The organism is Chromohalobacter sp., assembly GCF_039830575.1.
Lineage (GTDB): Bacteria > Pseudomonadota > Gammaproteobacteria > Pseudomonadales > Halomonadaceae > Chromohalobacter > Chromohalobacter israelensis.
The window spans coordinates 198,118-214,517 of sequence record NZ_JBDOOX010000013.1 but is presented as its reverse complement, the minus strand read 5'-3'; the positions used below and the strand labels follow the sequence as shown (position 1 = coordinate 214,517).

Below are 16,400 nucleotides of genomic sequence, written 5' to 3'. Positions count from 1 at the left end.
CCATGACCGATATCCTGCAACTTCTCATCTACGGCCTGGTGCTGGGCAGCGTCCTGACCATGGGCGCGATCGGCGTGTCGATGATCTTCGGCATCCTGCGCTTCGCGCACTTCGCGCATGGCGACTTCATGACCCTGGGCGCCTACCTCGGCCTGTCCTTCATCTCGGCCTTCGGCCTGAGCTCGTGGTGGGCGCTGCCCGCGGCGATGGTCGGCATGGCGGTGATTGCGGTGTTCATCGACCAGGTACTCTACCGGCGCATTCGCCGCACCCAGCCGGTGATCCTGCTGATCGCCTCGTTCGGCATGGCGCTGATCCTGCGCAGCCTGGTGCAGCTGATCTGGGGGTCCGACAACCAGACGTACACCTCGGGCATCCAGTTTCCCTGGCGGCTCGACTGGCTGGGCGGAATGCGGCTCAAGCCCGATCATCTATGGATCATGCTGATCTCGTTGGGTCTGGTCGCCGGCGTGCATCTGTTCCTGACGCGCACCCGGCTGGGCAAGGCGATGCGTGCCATGTCCGACAACATGGACCTGGCGCTGGTCTCGGGGATTCCCGCCGAGCGCGTGATCATGGTCACCTGGGTGATCGGCGGTGCGCTGGCAGGCGCGGCCGGCGTGTTCCTGGGCATCGACACGCGCCTGCATCCGGTGATGGGCTGGACCGCGCTGCTGCCGGTGTTCGCGGCGGCGATTCTCGGCGGCATCGGCCGACCCTACGGCGCCATTGCCGGCGGCATGATCATCGGCGTGTCGATGGAGATGTCGACGCTGCTGATTCCTGCCGCCTACAAGCCCGCCGTGGCCTTCGCGATCATGGTCGGCATGCTCATCCTGCGTCCGCAGGGCATCTTCAAGGGGACTGTGTGATGGAACTCTCCGGCATCGCCTCGTACCTGATCTCGTTTCTGACCTTCGCCGGCGTCTACGCCGTTCTCGCGCTGGGCCTCAACATGCAGTGGGGCTTCACCGGTCAGTTCAACATCGGCATCGCCGGCTTCTTCGCGGTCGGCGCCTATACCAGCGCGATCCTCACCACGCCGTCGAGCCCCGCCTACCTGGGCGGCTTCGGCATGCCGTTTCTGGTCGGCCTGGCCGGTGCGGTCATCGCCTCGACGCTGCTCGGCCTGGTCGTCGGCCTGATCACCGCGCGGCTGCGCACCGACTACCTGGCCATCGCCTCGATCGGCATCGCCGAGATGGTCCGCCTGTTCGTCAAGAACGAGGACTGGCTGACCAACGGCGTACGCGGCATCGCCGGCATCGAGCGGCCGTTCGCCGACACCGTGCTGGATAGCCCGCTCACCTATCTGGTGATCGTGGCACTGTTCGTCGCCGGGGTGTATTTCCTGGTCGAGCGCGCCTACGCCTCGCCCTGGGGCCGCGTGTTGCGCGCCATTCGCGAGAATGAACCGGCCACCGCGGCGGCCGGCAAGTCGATCGCCGGCTTCCGGCTGCAGGCCTTCGTGCTGGGCTCGGCGATCATGGGCCTGGGGGGCGGGCTCTATGCCCACTTCTTCGGCTTTCTCAGCCCCGAGGCGTTCATGCCGCTCTATGGCACCTTCCTTGTCTGGGTGATGCTGATCGCCGGCGGCAGCGGCAACAATCGTGGCGCGATTCTCGGCGCCGTCCTGGTATGGGGCGTGTGGTCGGGGACCGAGCTGCTCACCGGCTTGCTGCCCGCCGAGCATGCCACCCAGGGCGCGGCCCTGCGCGTGCTGCTGATCGGTGTGCTGTTGCAAGTCATCCTGGTCACTCGGCCAGAGGGGGTGCTCCCCGAGAAACCGCCCAGGCTGATCGCCAGAAAGCGCTGAGTACCGGCGACGCTCCAGCGGCTCACCTGCACGTTTCCCTGCCATGACAGTCACGACAACGCCCGGCCTGAGCCGGGCGTTGCGTGAATGGCAATAGCGCTGAAACGTTCGCCGCGGCGGCCAGACGACATCCGACCGCCCGGCGAGCGATTACATCTTGGGTTCGAAGATTCGATTGGTCACCACTTCGCCATCCTTGAACGTCCACTCGCCGAAGGTCCCCGGCACGTCGCCGTTGTCATCGAAGTTCACCGAACCGGACGCGCCTTCATAATCGATTTCCTTGCCTTCCTCGAGCAGCTTGACGGCTTTCTCGAACTCGCCCGGACCGACCTGCTCGCCCGGCGGATTGGCCACCGCGCGCAGTTGGTCGCGAATCGCCACGCTGTCGGTGGAACCCGCCGCCTGAGCCGCCAACGACAGCAGATAGAAGGCGTCGTAGGCGGTATCCAGATAGGGCTTGGGCGGCAGCGAGTCGTATTCGCTCTCATAGGCGCTGCTGAAATGCTGGGCGCCCGGGGAGTCGTCGCGGGCCTGCGGCACGGTGCCCACCGAGCCTTCGAGATATTGCGCCCCCAGGTTGTCGACCAGCTCGGGGGCCTTCATGCCGTCGGTGAACACGAAGTTCCTGAAGAAACCGCCTTCCAGCGCCTGACGCAGGATGGTCTGCCCGTTCTCCGGATAGCCGACCAGGACCAGCGCCTCCGCATCGTCGCTGGCCGCCTGCTGCAGTTCGCCGCGATAGGCCGCCTGGCCCTGTTCGTAGGCCACCGTGGCGGACACCGTGCCCCCCGCCTTTTCGAAGGCCTGGGTGAAAGCCTCGGCCAACCCTTTGCCGTAATCGTTGTTGATATAGATGATGCTGACGTTTTCGTAGCCCTTCTCCTGGGTCACTTCGGAGAGCGCTACGCCTTGGAAGGCGTCAGACGGCACGGTACGAAACAGAAAGTCGTCGTCATCCAGCGAAGTGATGACCGGCGAAGTCGAGGCGCTGCTGACCTGCGGTATCTGCTCGGCCTTGGCAACGCTCTGCGCCACGGGAATGGTCACCCCACTGGAGAGCGCGCCCATGATCGCGTTGACGCCCTCGATGTTGACCAGCTTCTGGGCCGCGGCGACGCCGGGCTGCGGCGAGGTCTGGGTGTCACCACTGCTGATCTCGACGTCTTCGCCGAGCACGCCACCGGCGGCATTGATCTCCTTGGCCGCGAGTTGCGCCGCCTTGAGCGCGGGTTCGCCATAGCTTTGCAGGTCGCCGGTCAGCGGCACCAGCACACCGATCTTGAGCGGTTCGGCCAGGGCGGAAATACTGGTGGCCAGGGCCACCGCGGAAATAGCACCGATAAGCGGTTTCTTGACGGTCATTGCAGAAGACTCCTTGTGCAGACCTTAATTGTTGATTGATCGGCGGGTATGACCCTTCATTTTGCTATCAACCCGACGTCCAGCATAAGCGGATCGCTGACATTAGACAAAGATAGCGGCCTCGATATGAGGCCTCTTCTGCTGGATCATGCGGCTTGCGGATGGCAATGCCCGGCGCACTGCTCCACTTCGAACGTGACATGCACCAGTTGGGGCAGTCGCTGTCGCACCCTATCCCGGTAGTCATGCGGTGTTGCAGGCGCATCGGAGACTATCGCAATAATGCCGGCATAGATGCCCGGCCCGATCGACCAGACATGAAGATCGCTGATCCGGTCACTCGTGCCGGTTTCAATGACATCTCGGATTTTCTCATCGAGCTCGTGCACTTGGCGGTCCAGCAATACCTGGCTGGTATCGCGAAGCAGCCCCCAGGACCAGCGGGTTATCAGGATGGCCCCCACGATGCCCATGATCGGGTCCATCCACTGCAACCCAAGGTACTTCGCTGCCAGCAAGGCGAAGATTGCCAGCAGGGATGTCAAGGCGTCCGCTAGCACGTGAAAATAGGCGGAGCGCCGGTTATGGTCATGCTCATGATGGTGATCCTGCCCGCCGTGATCGGATTCATGGTCATGCCCGTGCGCCCCCAGAATCCAGGCGGAAATGCCATTCACCACCAGCCCGACGCCCGCCACCAGAATGGCTTTATCGAACACGATGGCGACCGGGTTGAAGAAACGGTTGATGCTTTCAATGCCCATGAAAACCGCAAAGCCCACCAATAATACCGCTCCGGTGAACCCGCCCAGCGCATTGATCTTGCCGGTACCGAAGCTAAAGCGATGATCGCCAGCGTGGCGGCGAGCATACGCATAGGCGAATGCTGCGATGCCCAGAGCCGTGGCATGAGAGCCCATGTGGAGACCATCGGCTAACAAGGCCATCGAGCCATACACCATGCCAGCGAATATCTCGATGAACATCGTGACCAGCGTCAGCAGAACGACGATCAACGTACGGCGCTCTCCCGAGCGGACGCTGTCCTGGTCGAAGACATGGTCGTGCCTCCAGGCGTTGATATCTTGCGTATGCATGGATTCTCCCCGCAGCCATCAGGCAATGACATGTTGCCAACAGGATAGCCAAGAACCGGATATCCGGAATGCCGCAAGGCATGGTCGAAGGACTGCGCAAGGCACGCATGTGCAGGCATGCCATGCCCAGTGACCGCAGAAGCTGGGGCTGAAAGCGCCATGGGCACAGATGCTCGTGATCGCGGAGCGAGAGGCACCGCGGCAACCCCTGCCGGGACACACCGACTAGCGAGAACATCGATGAGGAAATCTGCATCCAAAGATGCGAATATGAAACATTATTGTTAATACGGGCTTGCGCCATGTTGAGCGACTCACCCAGCCACTACGGCAGCATCACGCGATGCCTGCACTGGCTCATCGCGATTCTGGTCATCCTTCAGCTGACCAGCTCGTTCTTCAATATCCTGTGGGAGGGAAACGTCTACAGTCAGGCTGTCGTGCAGTGGCACACGACCATCGGCGTCGGCATTCTCGCCTTGATGGCCATGCGCACGCTGTGGGCCATCTCGCAGCTCAGGCACCGGCCGGAGCACCGTGGCGCACTTCAAAAGGCGGCGATATGGGGGCACGTGCTGATGTATCTGGTGCTGCTGCTGATGCCGCTGTCGGGCATGGCATTCACCTGGGGGGCAGGCTACGGCGTATATGTCTTCGGCACAGCGTATTGGACCGACGCCGATGTGCCCTGGGCCGCCGCGTTCGGCCAACTCCATGCGCCACTTTCCTGGTTCCTCTCTGCCTTGGTGACCGGACATATCCTCATGGCCGGCTACCACCGGTTGATTCGGCGTGACGACACGCTACACCGGATGCTAGGGCGCTAGGCGTTCACGGTGTCGTACCGTCTGATGACCCACTTCCCGACCGCTGCTATATCAGCGGTCAGACTGTATTGACCGTCCTGCACGAGTGCGTGAAAAGTGACAGGTTTAGCGCGCAGGCGGGGGGAGTGACGTCGCACGAGGAGTCTCACGACAGGGCACTCATCCAAATACAAGGGAGCCGGCTGCCGGAGGCGGCTCTAAGAGCGCCTTTCAAAACCTTGAAAGCGGCTCCAGCCATTCCTAGATTTTGGGCATGGCTAAGAAGATCGGATCCGATGAACTCTGGCCTAATTGTCGAGCCGCTACTGCCTCCGCCTCAGCCCAAGCCGCGTGGCGGCCGACCTCCCGTTTCCAATCGTGCAGCCCTGACAGGCATCCTGTTCGTCCTGCGCTCGGGTATCCCTTGGGAGATGTTGCCTCAAGAGATGGGCCGCGGTTCCGGCGTGACCTGTTGGCGGCGCCTACGCGACTGGCAGGAAGCGGGCGTCTGGGAACGCTTGCATCAGACGCTGCTGGAACACTTGCCGAACGAACCTTTGCCTGGCTGGGCCGGATGAGGCGACTCACCATGCGCTATGAACGGCGAGTCGATATCCATTATGCCTTTACGCTGCTGGGCTGCTCCCTGGTCTGTTTGAACAAGCTTCAAGGCAGGTTTTAAAAGGCACTCTAAAGCGCTGGCGGTGCAGAAAGAAATTAGACCATTTCAAACTTTGACAGCTATTTAACATTAGTGTTTACGGCTTTTCCCCAGACCATACCCTCCTCCATGGAAGACACGGCCACTATCCATGATGTCCCTGCTCTCTTCACGATCGGGCCTATCAAGCGCGTCCAGATGTCTACGCCGCTGCGCCGGGCTCATATCTCGCAGCGAATGATTCGACACGACTTTCTTATCATTTGCCTTACGGAATGCTCTTCTTGCCTTGGCGTCAGAGGTGTTGAACGTGGGCTTTTTTACATTTATGACACCCTCTGCAGAATGCTCTCGCCTCAAATGCTTTGGAAGATTTTTCTTCTTCATCTCTCGGTTACAGACCGGGCAACCAACATATTTTTCCTTATCAAGTACTTTTTCCATGAGCATCCCATCCTCGCCATTCCTTGATGGTTTTCAGCGTCAAACTAGCACATCTCCTAAACAATGCATCATTTCTCCGCACCTAACTCAAACCTCAGGCGCATCTAAAGTGAGCCCCCTCCTTTCCTGACCTATAATACTCAACCCACCTATTGTGACCGTAAGGTGCCGCGGGCTGGAGGAGGCCTTAATGAAGCGCTCTGATGGGCGACCTTGGAAAAGCTGTCCAGGAGATGGACGGCAGGCAGCACTCAGAAGTGTCGTGCGAACAGAACGAGGTGACATCGCGCCGCAATACAGCCAAACACCCAAATCACAACGCCCAGCATCCCCACGAGTCCCCATAGTACAAGCGCCATGAGTGTGATCCCCGCATCGTTCGTCGCATGAATCAGCTCGCCGATCACGGCTTTGATGGTCAGGCCCCAGTACCCTGCGATACAGAAAGTCGTAGCACCGAGAATAGCCAGTGCCCATGAGTCCCACTCCGCCAGAGGGCGTCTCAGCACCACCTGGAGATTTCTCAGGGATTGCAAAAATCGGTTCATTCAGGATCTCCAAGTTAGTGGATGTTGCACAAACATGCCAAGCCCATCCCGCTGACTCCGTAGCCCCATTTGCTGTCCAAAGTAGGCACGTTTTCGCACCAGCCGCAAAAAGTTGACCCTTTACTCTATTAAGCCATTATCCCACTATCGCTGCCAAATTAGCGGCCGGGCTTGACCGCCCGAATAGAACAGCAGGCGCACGCGGGCGCTCCGACCAACGATAGCGGGCTGGACGATGCGGGTCAGTTTCATGGGCATCGTGGCGCGCGCCGCCCGCACCCACCTGTCCGGCCTACGCGACCGCATGCTGTTCACCAAGGTCGCCGAAGCGCTGACAATCAGCGGCCTAGCCATGCCGGCCGTCACCCTCACCCGAAGCGCTAGCGACCGGCACCGCTACAGCGCCACCGATCGTGATGCCTATACCGGCATCATCGCCTACTGTTATGACAAGGCAAACGCCGAGCGGCAGCTTGTCATCGCCGGCAGCGACGATGATGCCGAGGAATTGCGCCCCACCTACGCCAGCCGGACCGACGCCTGCCGCCAAAGCCGAATGGCGGCGCGCGCGCAACGCGGCGAAGCGACCTACGATTTCACCCTTGACGAAGGTCGCGTCGACATCCTCCCCGAATCGCCACTTACGGCCCGTGGCTTCAAACCAGATATCGACGCCACGCCCTGGCTGGTCAAGGAAGTGGTGGATTCACTCGATGACAACAGCTTTGGTACGCGAGTGCAGTGTGAGGTCAAAGGGGAAGAGTTCTAGGCCTGTTCCCCCTTCGCCTCGAGTGCAAGGCCCACGATCTCGGCCTGATGGCTATACTTCGCCGTGAGCCTTCTCATCACCAAGGCGGCCAGGGAAAGACCCAGCACGAACGCCAGTGCCCAAACAGCTAGCCAATCACCGAAATTAGCCGCGTTGATTTTGTGACCAATGGTCCTCGATAAGACCTCAAAGCCGCCCACTCGATCCACAAGGCTCAGAGAGAGGAAAAGAAGCGAGAACGCGGCAGTTTTGGATCCGAAGAAGAAGCTCGTGCGTCGCTCGAATCTAGATACCTTCGTCTCGAGCCAACGCTTTGTGTAGGAGAGAGTCCCCACGGGGAATTGCTTAAGGGATTCCACGATATCGAAATCGTGCTCAAACGCCTTTTCCAAGTCCCGGTATGTAATGCTCTTCCATCTCAGGCAATACCAAACGAAGAGGACCAATGGCGATAACAAGGAAAGTAGAGCGAACAGTATACTGGCTATTCCAATTCCCACGGCAAAATTGGCCATGGCCACCTCGAGCTCCCCGCACCATTTCTGATAAGCGGCAAACACCAAGAGGATCGTAAAAAGGACTAAGCCAAGCCCGAGGGTGAACCTGGAAAAAGTCGAAACTCCTTGCTCGAAAGGTTGCCGGTGCCGGGATGGGCGATAGACCTCCATCCGCTCGAGCTCGGCCAGGAGGTGCTTGCACTGATCTAAGGACATGTGAAACTGAAAAACCGTTGTCAAGATGTGGAAGCGCGTGACGGCATCATGCACTGATCATGGAGTTATCTTCAAAAAGGGGTTGTTCCGTAGATGATTCCTTGCCTCTTGGATCACTTGCTCCTGCGACTCGACGCAAGGCTGGCATTTATCCACCCAAGACCTGCCGGGATGCAATACTTCCCACTTGGCGACACGCACTCCAACCTTGCATCTGAGCTAGTCCCGAGTGGCTAAGGGCTATAACATCCGCCTACCACTCAAAACACTTAGGACACACTACCGAAAGCCAAGGTCTCTGTCATTCCTAAATGAGCGGATATGCGACCAAACGGGGATGGTGAAGACGAGGTTAGAAACCCAAGAAGTGCGGGGCATCACTTCCAAAAGGCAGGCACAAAAAAAGCCGCTGATGGCTCAGCGGCTTTTCTAGATTCTGGCGGAGGGGGAGGGATTCGAACCCTCGAAGCCTTTCGACTTACGCACTTTCCAGGCGCGCTCCTTCGACCACTCGGACACCCCTCCGCAAATTGTCGTCCCGTCGGGTGGCGTTGACCATGTCCGTCAGAACGGCGCACATACTATCGAGCTAAGTGCTGTTTTGCAAGCGATTTTCCTTTTCGGCAGGGAATCACTTGAGTACCGCGTAGCTGCCCTGGGCTTCCATGCAGAGCGTGTCGCCGCAGTAGACGCGCTGGACGGGTGATGCGCCCTCTCCCCTTCTCCGCCAGCGAGGCCTCCAGCCGGGCGATGCCGTCGGCTTCGAGAGGGAAACACTGCATGTGATAGTCCGTGGTGACGGGGGCGAGAAAACGCTGCTGGCCTTCGGCGATCACCACGTCTTGCGCCCTGCCCCGGGCGCGCAGCCACAGCGTCGTCCAGCACCAGCCGAGCAGCGTGGTCTCGGCGGCGAGCGCGCCGCCGAAGCCGGTGCCCTTGTCATTGAGGTTGGCATCCAGCGCGACTTGCCAGTGGAGCGTCGTCGCGTCCCAGGCGGGCGAGTGAATGCCGTAATGCGCGACCTGCGGGATCGCCTCTCGCAACCAGGCGAGAAAGTCCTCGAGGTCGTCTCCGTCACTGGCCTCGGGCAACGGCAAGCGGGGATGCATCACCCCCGGACGGCGTGGCGTAGCGTTCACGACCAGCGCTCGATGAAGTCGCTCGGATCGCGCTCGGGCAGCGGCTTGTGGCGCCCGCCCATCTGGCCGAGATACAGAAAGCCGACCAGTTCGTCGTCCTCGGCGAGGCCGAGGCCTTCACGCACGGTGGGGTCGAAGGCGTAGTGGCCGGTACGCCACATGGCGCCCAGGCCTTGCGCCTGCGCTGCGAGCAGGATGCCATGCGCCGCGCAACCGGCGGAAAGCAGCTGTTCGATACGCGGCACCTTGGGATGATCGGGCGTGACCTTGGCGATCACCGCGATGATCATCGGCGCACGCTTGGGCTTCTTGCGCGCGGCATCCAGGTGGCCGTCGTCGATATGCGGATTGAGACGCTGCTCGGCCTTGGCGTACAGCTCGCCCAGCCGGTCGAGCCCTTCCCCGGAAAACTCGATGAACCGCCATGGCGTCAGGGCGTCGTGATCGGGCGCACGCAAGGCGGCACGATACAGCGCGTCCAGTTGGTCGCGGTCGGGGGCGGGCGCGGCCAGTTTCCCCATCGAGCTGCGCTCGTGCAGTAAGGTCATGGCATCCATGAACATCTCCTTGGCCGTCTGAATAGGGTAATGATGTGCGGCCGAAGCCGCCGGTGTTCAATGCATGGCGTCAGTTTGCACGCTCACTGACGCGCCAGCCGGAGTGGCGTGGGCGGCCGCTCGCCGGGCGTACCCCGCCAGGGGCTGATATCCAGCCCGCCCCGCCTCACGTAGCGCGCCATGACCAGCAGCCGCTCCGGCCTGGCCCGCGCCATGAGATCGACGAACAGATGCTCGACGCAGTGCTCGTGAAAGTCCTGATGCTGCCGGTAGGAGATCAGATACTTCAGCAGGGCCTCACGCTCCAGCCGGGGGCCGCGATACCGAATCAGCACGCTGCCCCAGTCGGGCTGGCCGGTCACCGGGCAATTGGACTTGAGCAGATGCGAGTGCAGCGTTTCTTCGACGGCCTCTTCGCCGACTTCGATCAGCTCGGGAGTCGGCGTGTAGTGCTCGATGCTCACGTCGAGATCGTCCAGGCACTCGCCGGGCAGCGCTCGGGGCATCAGGGCATCGTCCTCGACGCCGAACAGGGCCACCGCCACCGGCGCGCCCGCCGCCTGGGCCAGGTCACGCTCGAGCGTGTCGATCACCGCCTCGCGGCTGTCGAAGCGCGTCTGGTTGAAGCTGTTGAGGTACAGCTTCCAAGACTTCGATTCGATCAGCGAGGGGGAGTCGGCGGGCAGCCGGAACCGGGCCACGGCGACGATCGGCTTGCCCTTCGCGTCGAGCCAGGAAAGCTCGAAGGCGTACCACTCGTCCTCGCCCTCGAACGGCAGCGCGGCATCATCGAGCCCCAGCGGCGCGCGGTTGGCCTGCCGGGGAATGGGAAACAGCAGGCCGGCGTCGTAGTGCTCGGGATACGCGGACTCGCGACCCAGCGGCGCATGCTCGAGGGTTTTGTCACGTTCGCTCATGTCAGCTCCGGATCCCCTTGCCACGGTCGAGCATCCACAGCCCCACCGCGAAGAACACCACGATGAAGACCGCGATGGCCACCAGCGCTCCGCCGACCGGGATGTCCGAGACCCCGAGAATGCCGTAGCGGAAGGCGTTGACCATGTACAGAATGGGATTGACCATCGACACGCCCTGCCAGAAGTCCGGCAGCATGTTGATCGAGTAGAACACCCCGCCCAGGTAGGTGAGCGGCGTCAGCACGAAGATCGGCACGATCGAGATGTCGTCGAACTTGTGCGCCACCAGGGCGTTGATGAACCCGCCGATGGAAAACAGCAGCGCCGTCATGATCACCACCCCGATGGTCACCCAGGGATGGTGAATCGAGAGGTCGGTGAAGAACATCGAGACCACGGTGACGATCAAGCCCACGGCCAGGCCGCGTGAAGCACCGCCGATCACGAAACCGGCGAGAATCACCCAGTTGGGCATCGGCGAGACCATCATCTCCTCGACGCTGCGCTGGAACTTGTTGGAGAAGAAGCTCGAGGCCACGTTGGAGTAGCTATTGGTGATCACCGCCATCATGATCAGACCGGGCACGATGTAATCGATGTAGGGAATATCGTCCATGGGCCCGATGCGCGAGCCGATCAGGTTGCCGAAGATGATGAAGTACATGGTCATGGTGATCGAAGGCGGCAGCAGCGTCTGCGGCCAGATGCGCATGTAGCGGCGCACTTCCTTGGTCACCAGGGTCCAAAGCGCGATCCAGGTCTGCCAGGCATTCATGAGCGCACCTCCACCTTGTCGGTGGACCGGCCGCTTTCGGCATTGGCGTGCTCGACCATCGACACGAACATTTCCTCCAAGCGGTTGGCGCGATTGCGCATCGAGACGATTTCGAAGCCCTGTGCGGAGAATTGCGCGAAGGCGTCGTTGAGGCGCTGGCCACGCTCGACCGACAGCGCCAGTTGCGTGGCGTCGACACGTTCCACGCTGAAGCCTTCCAGTTCCGGCGCGGTCTCGACCGGCCGGGCCAGATCGAGCAGGAAGGTCTCGGTGTTGAGCTGGGCCAGCAGGTCACGCACGCTGGTGTTCTGGACGATATCGCCGTGGTTGATGATGGCGATGTTGCGGCACAGGCTCTCGGCCTCTTCCAGATAATGCGTGGTGAGGATGATGGTGGTGCCTTCACGATTGATCCGCTGCATGAACTCCCACATGCTGCGGCGCAACTCGATATCCACCCCGGCGGTCGGCTCGTCGAGAATCAACAGGCGCGGGCGGTGGATCAAGGCACGCGCGATCATCAGGCGGCGCTTCATGCCGCCGGAGAGCATGCGCGCACTCCCCTTGCGCTTGTCCCACAGACCGAGATCGCGCAGCAGCTGCTCGGCGCGCGGCTTGGCCTCGCGCATCGGCATGCCGTAATAGCCCGCCTGGGTCAGGACGATGTCCTCGACCTTCTCGAACTGGTTGAAGTTGAATTCCTGCGGCACCACGCCGAGGTGATACTTGGCCTTGGCGAAGTCGCGGTCGATATCAATACCGAACACGCTCACCTTGCCGGCCGTCTTCTGCACCAGGGACGAGACGATGCCTAGTGTCGTCGACTTGCCCGCCCCGTTGGGACCGAGAAGCGCAAAAAAGTCGCCTTCGGCGACGTCGAGATCGATGCCCTTGAGGGCATTGAAGCCATTACCGTAGACCTTGGTCAGCCCGCGGATGGACAGTGCTGGTTCTGCCATCTGGCGCACCCAATTCTTGATATTCGAAGAAAGCGTTACGAAGAAAATACTTTGCAAAGAAAGCAAATAGTGCGGGCATATCGTGAAAAATCAACGTCCCGCGATACCGGCCGTCCCGCCTGCCGCGCTCGACGCGTGACGTTCCATCATTCGGACGCCCCACATCACGGGCATTCGCCCTCATGCGTGGACCGCAAGGCAAGCATCGAGATCAAAAGCGAAACGACAAGAGTGGCGTCCCATAGGGGGTTCGAACCCCTGTTACCGCCGTGAAAGGGCGGTGTCCTGGACCACTAGACGAATGGGACGTAAATCGGGGGGAGGTGTATTTGGAGCGGGAAACGAGATTCGAACTCGCGACCCTCGCCTTGGCAAGGCGATGCTCTACCACTGAGCTATTCCCGCATCACAATGACACCGTACTGCTGCCTCGTACTGACTGGAAGTGGCGTCCCATAGGGGGTTCGAACCCCTGTTACCGCCGTGAAAGGGCGGTGTCCTGGACCACTAGACGAATGGGACGCATTTTGGAGCGGGAAACGAGATTCGAACTCGCGACCCTCGCCTTGGCAAGGCGATGCTCTACCACTGAGCTATTCCCGCATTTCCAGCCACACGAGGTGAGTTGGCGTCCCATAGGGGGTTCGAACCCCTGTTACCGCCGTGAAAGGGCGGTGTCCTAGGCCACTAGACGAATGGGACGTGTCGTCACTCGCCTCGTCGAGGTGCGGCGCATATTACTGGGCACCCCCTTGGGTGTCAACCCTCTGTCTCGACACCCTTTTCTTGTCGCTGCCATGCCCCCATGTCATTGACCAGACAACGCCCATCCCCGTGGGGCCCCCAAGGCATGGCATATCGCGGTGATCGTCACGATGACCGCGCCACAAGCAACAGGAGTCGACCATGAGCGAGAAAGTCCAGAAAAGCGAACACGAGTGGCAACAGCAACTGACCCCCGAGCAGTACCGGGTGACGCGCGAAAAAGGCACCGAGCGCCCGTTCACCGGCGACTACCAGGTCTCCGACGAACAAGGCATCTACCACTGCGTCTGTTGCGGAGCGCCGTTGTTCGAAAACGAGCACAAGTTCGATGCCGGCTGTGGCTGGCCCAGCTTCGATCGTCCGCTGGCCGATGCGAGTGTCGAGGAGCATCTGGACACGTCACACGGCATGCGTCGCATCGAGGTGACATGCCGTCGCTGCGACTCGCACCTGGGCCATGTGTTTCCCGACGGACCTCAGGACACCACGGGGCTGCGTTACTGCATCAATTCGGTATCGCTCGACTTCCATCCCGGGGAGTGATCTCTGGCGCTTCCCCTCGCCGATGAATCGCTCGCCCGAGGTGCGATTCATCGCGGCCGCCACTCCGCTAGCGGGCCTCGCTCTGCTACCATGGGCGGCCGTTTGTTGCGAGCTGGAGAGAGACGATGCTGGGTTGGTATCCCGGACACATGCACAAGGCCCGCCGCCAGATAAAGGAGGCGCTGCCGGAGATCGACGTGGTACTCGAGGTCCTCGACGCCCGCCTGCCCTACTCCAGCGCCAACCCCATGCTGGCCGAACTGACCGAGCACAAGCCGGTGCTCAAGGTACTCTCGCGGGCCGATCTGGCCGACCCCGAACAGACCGAGCGCTGGGTGGCCTATTTCAATGAGCGTCCGGACACCCGTGCCCTGGCGGTCACCACCACCCAGGCGCGCGAGTTGAAGCGGATTCCCGCCCTGTGTCACGAACTGGCCGGTCATGTGCGTGCCGACCGTGACGTGCGCGTGATGGTGATGGGCATTCCCAATGTCGGCAAGTCGACCCTGATCAACGGCCTGGCCGGCAAGAAAATCGCCAAGACCGGCAACGAACCGGCGGTCACCAAGCGTCAGCAGAAGATTCGTCTGGATGGCCGCGTCGCCCTGATCGACACCCCGGGGGTGTTGTGGCCGAAGATCGAGGACCAGGCCAGCGCCTACCGCCTGGCGGCCAGCGGCGCGATTCGCGATACCGCCATGGAATACAGCGATGTCGCCATCGTCGCCGCCGCCGAACTGGCCAAGCGTTATCCCGAGGCCCTCAAGGCACGCTACAAGCTCAAGACGCTGCCCAGCTATGCTCCCAACCCCGATGCCGGCAGCGTCGAGGCCGATGGCCCTCCACATCGCGACCTGCTGGCACTCGCCGGCTTCGATGGCCAGGCCATCGTCGAGGCCATCGCCAGCAAGCGTGGCGGCCTGCGCGCCGGCGGCATCGTCGACATGCATCGCGGCGCCGAGGTGTTGCTGCATGAGCTGCGCGACGGCAAGCTCGGACGCCTCACGCTGGAAACCCCGGACGACATCCCCCTCCCCGAGGAAAGCGACCCCGAGACTGCCACGGATGCACCGCCTTCCGCTTGAGGCCGCAGCCATCCGTCGCGCCTGATATCGCCTTGCACGAGGTGATATCAGGCGCGCGCCATTTGCGTGGCCCGCGCGCCACGGTATGCTAGGAAACGGCGCGGCAGCCCGCCCCGACGGTACGGAAACACCGCCTCCACCCCATCGGCTGCGCAGCAAACGGAAGCCCCATGGATACCGAGACCCCCATTCGGAAATCGCACAAGCTCGACAACGTCTGTTATGACATTCGCGGCCCGGTGCTCGACCACGCCAAGCGCCTCGAGGACGAAGGGCAACGCATCCTCAAGCTCAATATCGGCAACCCCGCGCCCTTCGGGTTCGAAGCCCCGGAGGAAATCCTTCAGGACGTGATGCGCAACTTGCCGACGGCACAGGGCTACTGCGATTCCAAGGGGCTGTACTCGGCACGCAAGGCGATCATGCAGGAATGCCAGCGCAAGCGGATTCCCGATGTAGGCATCGAGGATGTCTTCATCGGCAACGGCGTCTCCGAGTTGATCGTCATGGCCATGCAGGCACTGCTCGACGATGGCGACGAGGTATTGATTCCCGCCCCCGACTATCCGTTGTGGACGGCGGCGACCAATCTCGCCAGTGGACGCCCGGTGCATTATCTGTGCGACGAGCAGTCCGACTGGGCGCCGGACTTGAACGACGTGCGCGACAAGATCACCGCGCACACCAAGGCCATCGTCCTCATCAACCCCAACAACCCCACTGGCGCCGTCTATCCGCCGGAAGTGGTCAAGGAACTGCTGGCGATCGCGCGGCGTCATGGGCTGGTGGTGTTTTCCGACGAGATCTACGACAAGATCCTCTACGACGACGTCGAGCACGTATCCACCGGCGCACTGGCCGACGACGACCAGCTCGTGGTGACGCTCAATGGCCTCTCCAAGAGCTACCGCTGCGCCGGCTTCCGCAGCGGCTGGATGATCCTGTCCGGCAACCGCGGCAAACAGCGGGCCGACGATTTCATCCAGGGCCTCAACATGCTGGCCTCGATGCGTCTGTGCGCCAATGTACCCGCCCAGCACGCCATCCAGACGGCGCTCGGCGGCTATCAGTCGATCAACGACCTGGTGCTGCCCGGCGGGCGGCTGCTCGCTCAGCGCGACATTACCTACGACAAGCTCAATGCCATTCCCGGCGTCAGCTGCGTCAAGCCCAAGGGCGCGCTTTACGCCTTCCCGCGTCTCGATCCCGAGGTCTTCAACATTCAGGACGACCAGAAGCTGGTGCTCGACCTGCTCCTGCAGGAAAAGATCCTGCTGGTACAGGGCACGGCCTTCAACTGGCCCTCGCCGGACCACGTGCGCATCGTCACCCTGCCGTGGGCCGATCAGCTCGGCGACGCCCTGGACCGCTTCGCCAACTTCCTGTCGCGTTACCGTCAATGAGGCGGCATTTGCCCGGGCCATGTCTGGCCTGGGCAAAT

General features: G+C 61.6%; 17 protein-coding genes, 6 tRNA genes and 1 pseudogene. 8 read left to right on the top strand and 16 right to left on the bottom strand.

Features of this window, described 5'->3' with window-relative positions; translation table 11 throughout:
• The first annotated feature begins 2 nt into the window (after positions 1 to 2).
• Both ABGX75_RS13490 and ABGX75_RS13485 read left to right on the top strand, forming a co-directional pair.
• Positions 3 to 872 (top strand): branched-chain amino acid ABC transporter permease, encoded by an 870-nt coding sequence (locus ABGX75_RS13490; protein ID WP_011506720.1) that lies wholly within the window; start codon positions 3 to 5, stop codon positions 870 to 872.
• Positions 872 to 1,816, top strand: coding sequence for a branched-chain amino acid ABC transporter permease (locus ABGX75_RS13485; RefSeq protein ID WP_011506719.1), 945 nt, complete (start codon positions 872 to 874; stop codon positions 1,814 to 1,816). The genes ABGX75_RS13490 and ABGX75_RS13485 overlap by 1 nt, the downstream gene beginning before the upstream one ends.
• Before the next feature lie 150 nt (positions 1,817 to 1,966).
• On the opposite strand, the gene ABGX75_RS13480 is transcribed toward ABGX75_RS13485, so the two are convergent.
• Positions 1,967 to 3,181 (bottom strand): ABC transporter substrate-binding protein, encoded by a 1,215-nt coding sequence (locus ABGX75_RS13480; protein WP_011506718.1) that lies wholly within the window; start codon positions 3,179 to 3,181, stop codon positions 1,967 to 1,969.
• A 146-nt stretch (positions 3,182 to 3,327) separates the two neighbouring features.
• Positions 3,328 to 4,278, bottom strand: coding sequence for a CDF family Co(II)/Ni(II) efflux transporter DmeF (gene dmeF, locus ABGX75_RS13475; protein WP_287124052.1), 951 nt, complete (start codon positions 4,276 to 4,278; stop codon positions 3,328 to 3,330).
• Positions 4,279 to 4,580: 302 nt separating this feature from the next.
• On the opposite strand from dmeF, the gene ABGX75_RS13470 reads away from it, so the two are divergent.
• Together ABGX75_RS13470 and ABGX75_RS13465 are read left to right on the top strand one after the other, a co-directional pair.
• Entirely contained in the window at positions 4,581 to 5,105 is a 525-nt protein-coding gene (locus ABGX75_RS13470; protein ID WP_164915628.1) for a cytochrome b/b6 domain-containing protein, read from the top strand.
• 253 nt (positions 5,106 to 5,358) lie between these two features.
• Positions 5,359 to 5,623: pseudogene (locus tag ABGX75_RS13465) on the top strand (transposase); the annotation flags it as partial.
• Between the two features lie 212 nt (positions 5,624 to 5,835).
• On the opposite strand, the gene ABGX75_RS13460 reads toward ABGX75_RS13465, so the two are convergent.
• Positions 5,836 to 6,189, bottom strand: coding sequence for a hypothetical protein (locus ABGX75_RS13460; protein WP_179152133.1), 354 nt, complete (start codon positions 6,187 to 6,189; stop codon positions 5,836 to 5,838).
• Positions 6,190 to 6,440: 251 nt separating this feature from the next.
• Positions 6,441 to 6,737, bottom strand: coding sequence for a hypothetical protein (locus ABGX75_RS13455; protein ID WP_179152134.1), 297 nt, complete (start codon positions 6,735 to 6,737; stop codon positions 6,441 to 6,443).
• A gap of 235 nt (positions 6,738 to 6,972) precedes the next feature.
• Between ABGX75_RS13455 and ABGX75_RS13450 the strand changes: the two genes are divergently transcribed.
• A complete protein-coding gene (locus ABGX75_RS13450; RefSeq protein ID WP_287124053.1) occupies positions 6,973 to 7,506 on the top strand; it encodes a hypothetical protein in 534 nt (177 codons plus the stop codon).
• Here ABGX75_RS13450 and ABGX75_RS13445 read toward each other — a convergent pair.
• The 12 genes from ABGX75_RS13445 to ABGX75_RS13390 form a co-directional block, all read right to left on the bottom strand.
• On the bottom strand, positions 7,503 to 8,273 hold the full coding sequence (locus ABGX75_RS13445; protein ID WP_287124054.1) for a hypothetical protein: 771 nt from the start codon (positions 8,271 to 8,273) through the stop codon (positions 7,503 to 7,505). The genes ABGX75_RS13450 and ABGX75_RS13445 overlap by 4 nt on opposite strands.
• A gap of 383 nt (positions 8,274 to 8,656) precedes the next feature.
• Positions 8,657 to 8,744: transfer RNA gene (locus ABGX75_RS13440), tRNA-Ser, on the bottom strand.
• Positions 8,745 to 8,800: 56 nt separating this feature from the next.
• Positions 8,801 to 9,358: a YiiD C-terminal domain-containing protein gene (locus ABGX75_RS13435; RefSeq protein ID WP_347410500.1), complete on the bottom strand. Its 558-nt coding sequence runs from the start codon at positions 9,356 to 9,358 to the stop codon at positions 8,801 to 8,803.
• Positions 9,355 to 9,915, bottom strand: coding sequence for a nitroreductase family protein (locus tag ABGX75_RS13430; RefSeq protein ID WP_287124055.1), 561 nt, complete (start codon positions 9,913 to 9,915; stop codon positions 9,355 to 9,357). The genes ABGX75_RS13435 and ABGX75_RS13430 overlap by 4 nt, the downstream gene beginning before the upstream one ends.
• 83 nt (positions 9,916 to 9,998) lie before the next feature.
• On the bottom strand, positions 9,999 to 10,832 hold the full coding sequence (gene queF / locus ABGX75_RS13425; RefSeq protein ID WP_347410501.1) for an NADPH-dependent 7-cyano-7-deazaguanine reductase QueF: 834 nt from the start codon (positions 10,830 to 10,832) through the stop codon (positions 9,999 to 10,001).
• 1 nt (position 10,833) lies between these two features.
• A complete protein-coding gene (locus tag ABGX75_RS13420; RefSeq protein WP_110061269.1) occupies positions 10,834 to 11,607 on the bottom strand; it encodes an ABC transporter permease in 774 nt (257 codons plus the stop codon).
• On the bottom strand, positions 11,604 to 12,566 hold the full coding sequence (locus ABGX75_RS13415) for an ABC transporter ATP-binding protein (RefSeq protein ID WP_035410235.1): 963 nt from the start codon (positions 12,564 to 12,566) through the stop codon (positions 11,604 to 11,606). Before ABGX75_RS13415 ends, ABGX75_RS13420 begins: the two co-directional genes overlap by 4 nt.
• Before the next feature lie 232 nt (positions 12,567 to 12,798).
• A tRNA-Glu gene (locus ABGX75_RS13410) sits at positions 12,799 to 12,874 on the bottom strand.
• A 22-nt stretch (positions 12,875 to 12,896) separates the two neighbouring features.
• A tRNA-Gly gene (locus tag ABGX75_RS13405) sits at positions 12,897 to 12,971 on the bottom strand.
• A gap of 41 nt (positions 12,972 to 13,012) precedes the next feature.
• Positions 13,013 to 13,088: transfer RNA gene (locus ABGX75_RS13400), tRNA-Glu, on the bottom strand.
• Between the two features lie 6 nt (positions 13,089 to 13,094).
• Positions 13,095 to 13,169: transfer RNA gene (locus tag ABGX75_RS13395), tRNA-Gly, on the bottom strand.
• A 23-nt stretch (positions 13,170 to 13,192) separates the two neighbouring features.
• Positions 13,193 to 13,268, bottom strand: a tRNA-Glu gene (locus ABGX75_RS13390).
• A gap of 204 nt (positions 13,269 to 13,472) precedes the next feature.
• On the opposite strand from ABGX75_RS13390, the gene msrB reads away from it, so the two are divergent.
• From msrB to ABGX75_RS13375, 3 genes are all read left to right on the top strand, one after another.
• Positions 13,473 to 13,874, top strand: coding sequence for a peptide-methionine (R)-S-oxide reductase MsrB (gene msrB, locus ABGX75_RS13385; RefSeq protein WP_035410237.1), 402 nt, complete (start codon positions 13,473 to 13,475; stop codon positions 13,872 to 13,874).
• 125 nt (positions 13,875 to 13,999) lie between these two features.
• Entirely contained in the window at positions 14,000 to 14,959 is a 960-nt protein-coding gene (gene ylqF / locus ABGX75_RS13380; protein WP_011506650.1) for a ribosome biogenesis GTPase YlqF, read from the top strand.
• A 170-nt stretch (positions 14,960 to 15,129) separates the two neighbouring features.
• On the top strand, positions 15,130 to 16,362 hold the full coding sequence (locus ABGX75_RS13375) for a pyridoxal phosphate-dependent aminotransferase (protein ID WP_011506649.1): 1,233 nt from the start codon (positions 15,130 to 15,132) through the stop codon (positions 16,360 to 16,362).
• Positions 16,363 to 16,400 lie beyond the last annotated feature (38 nt).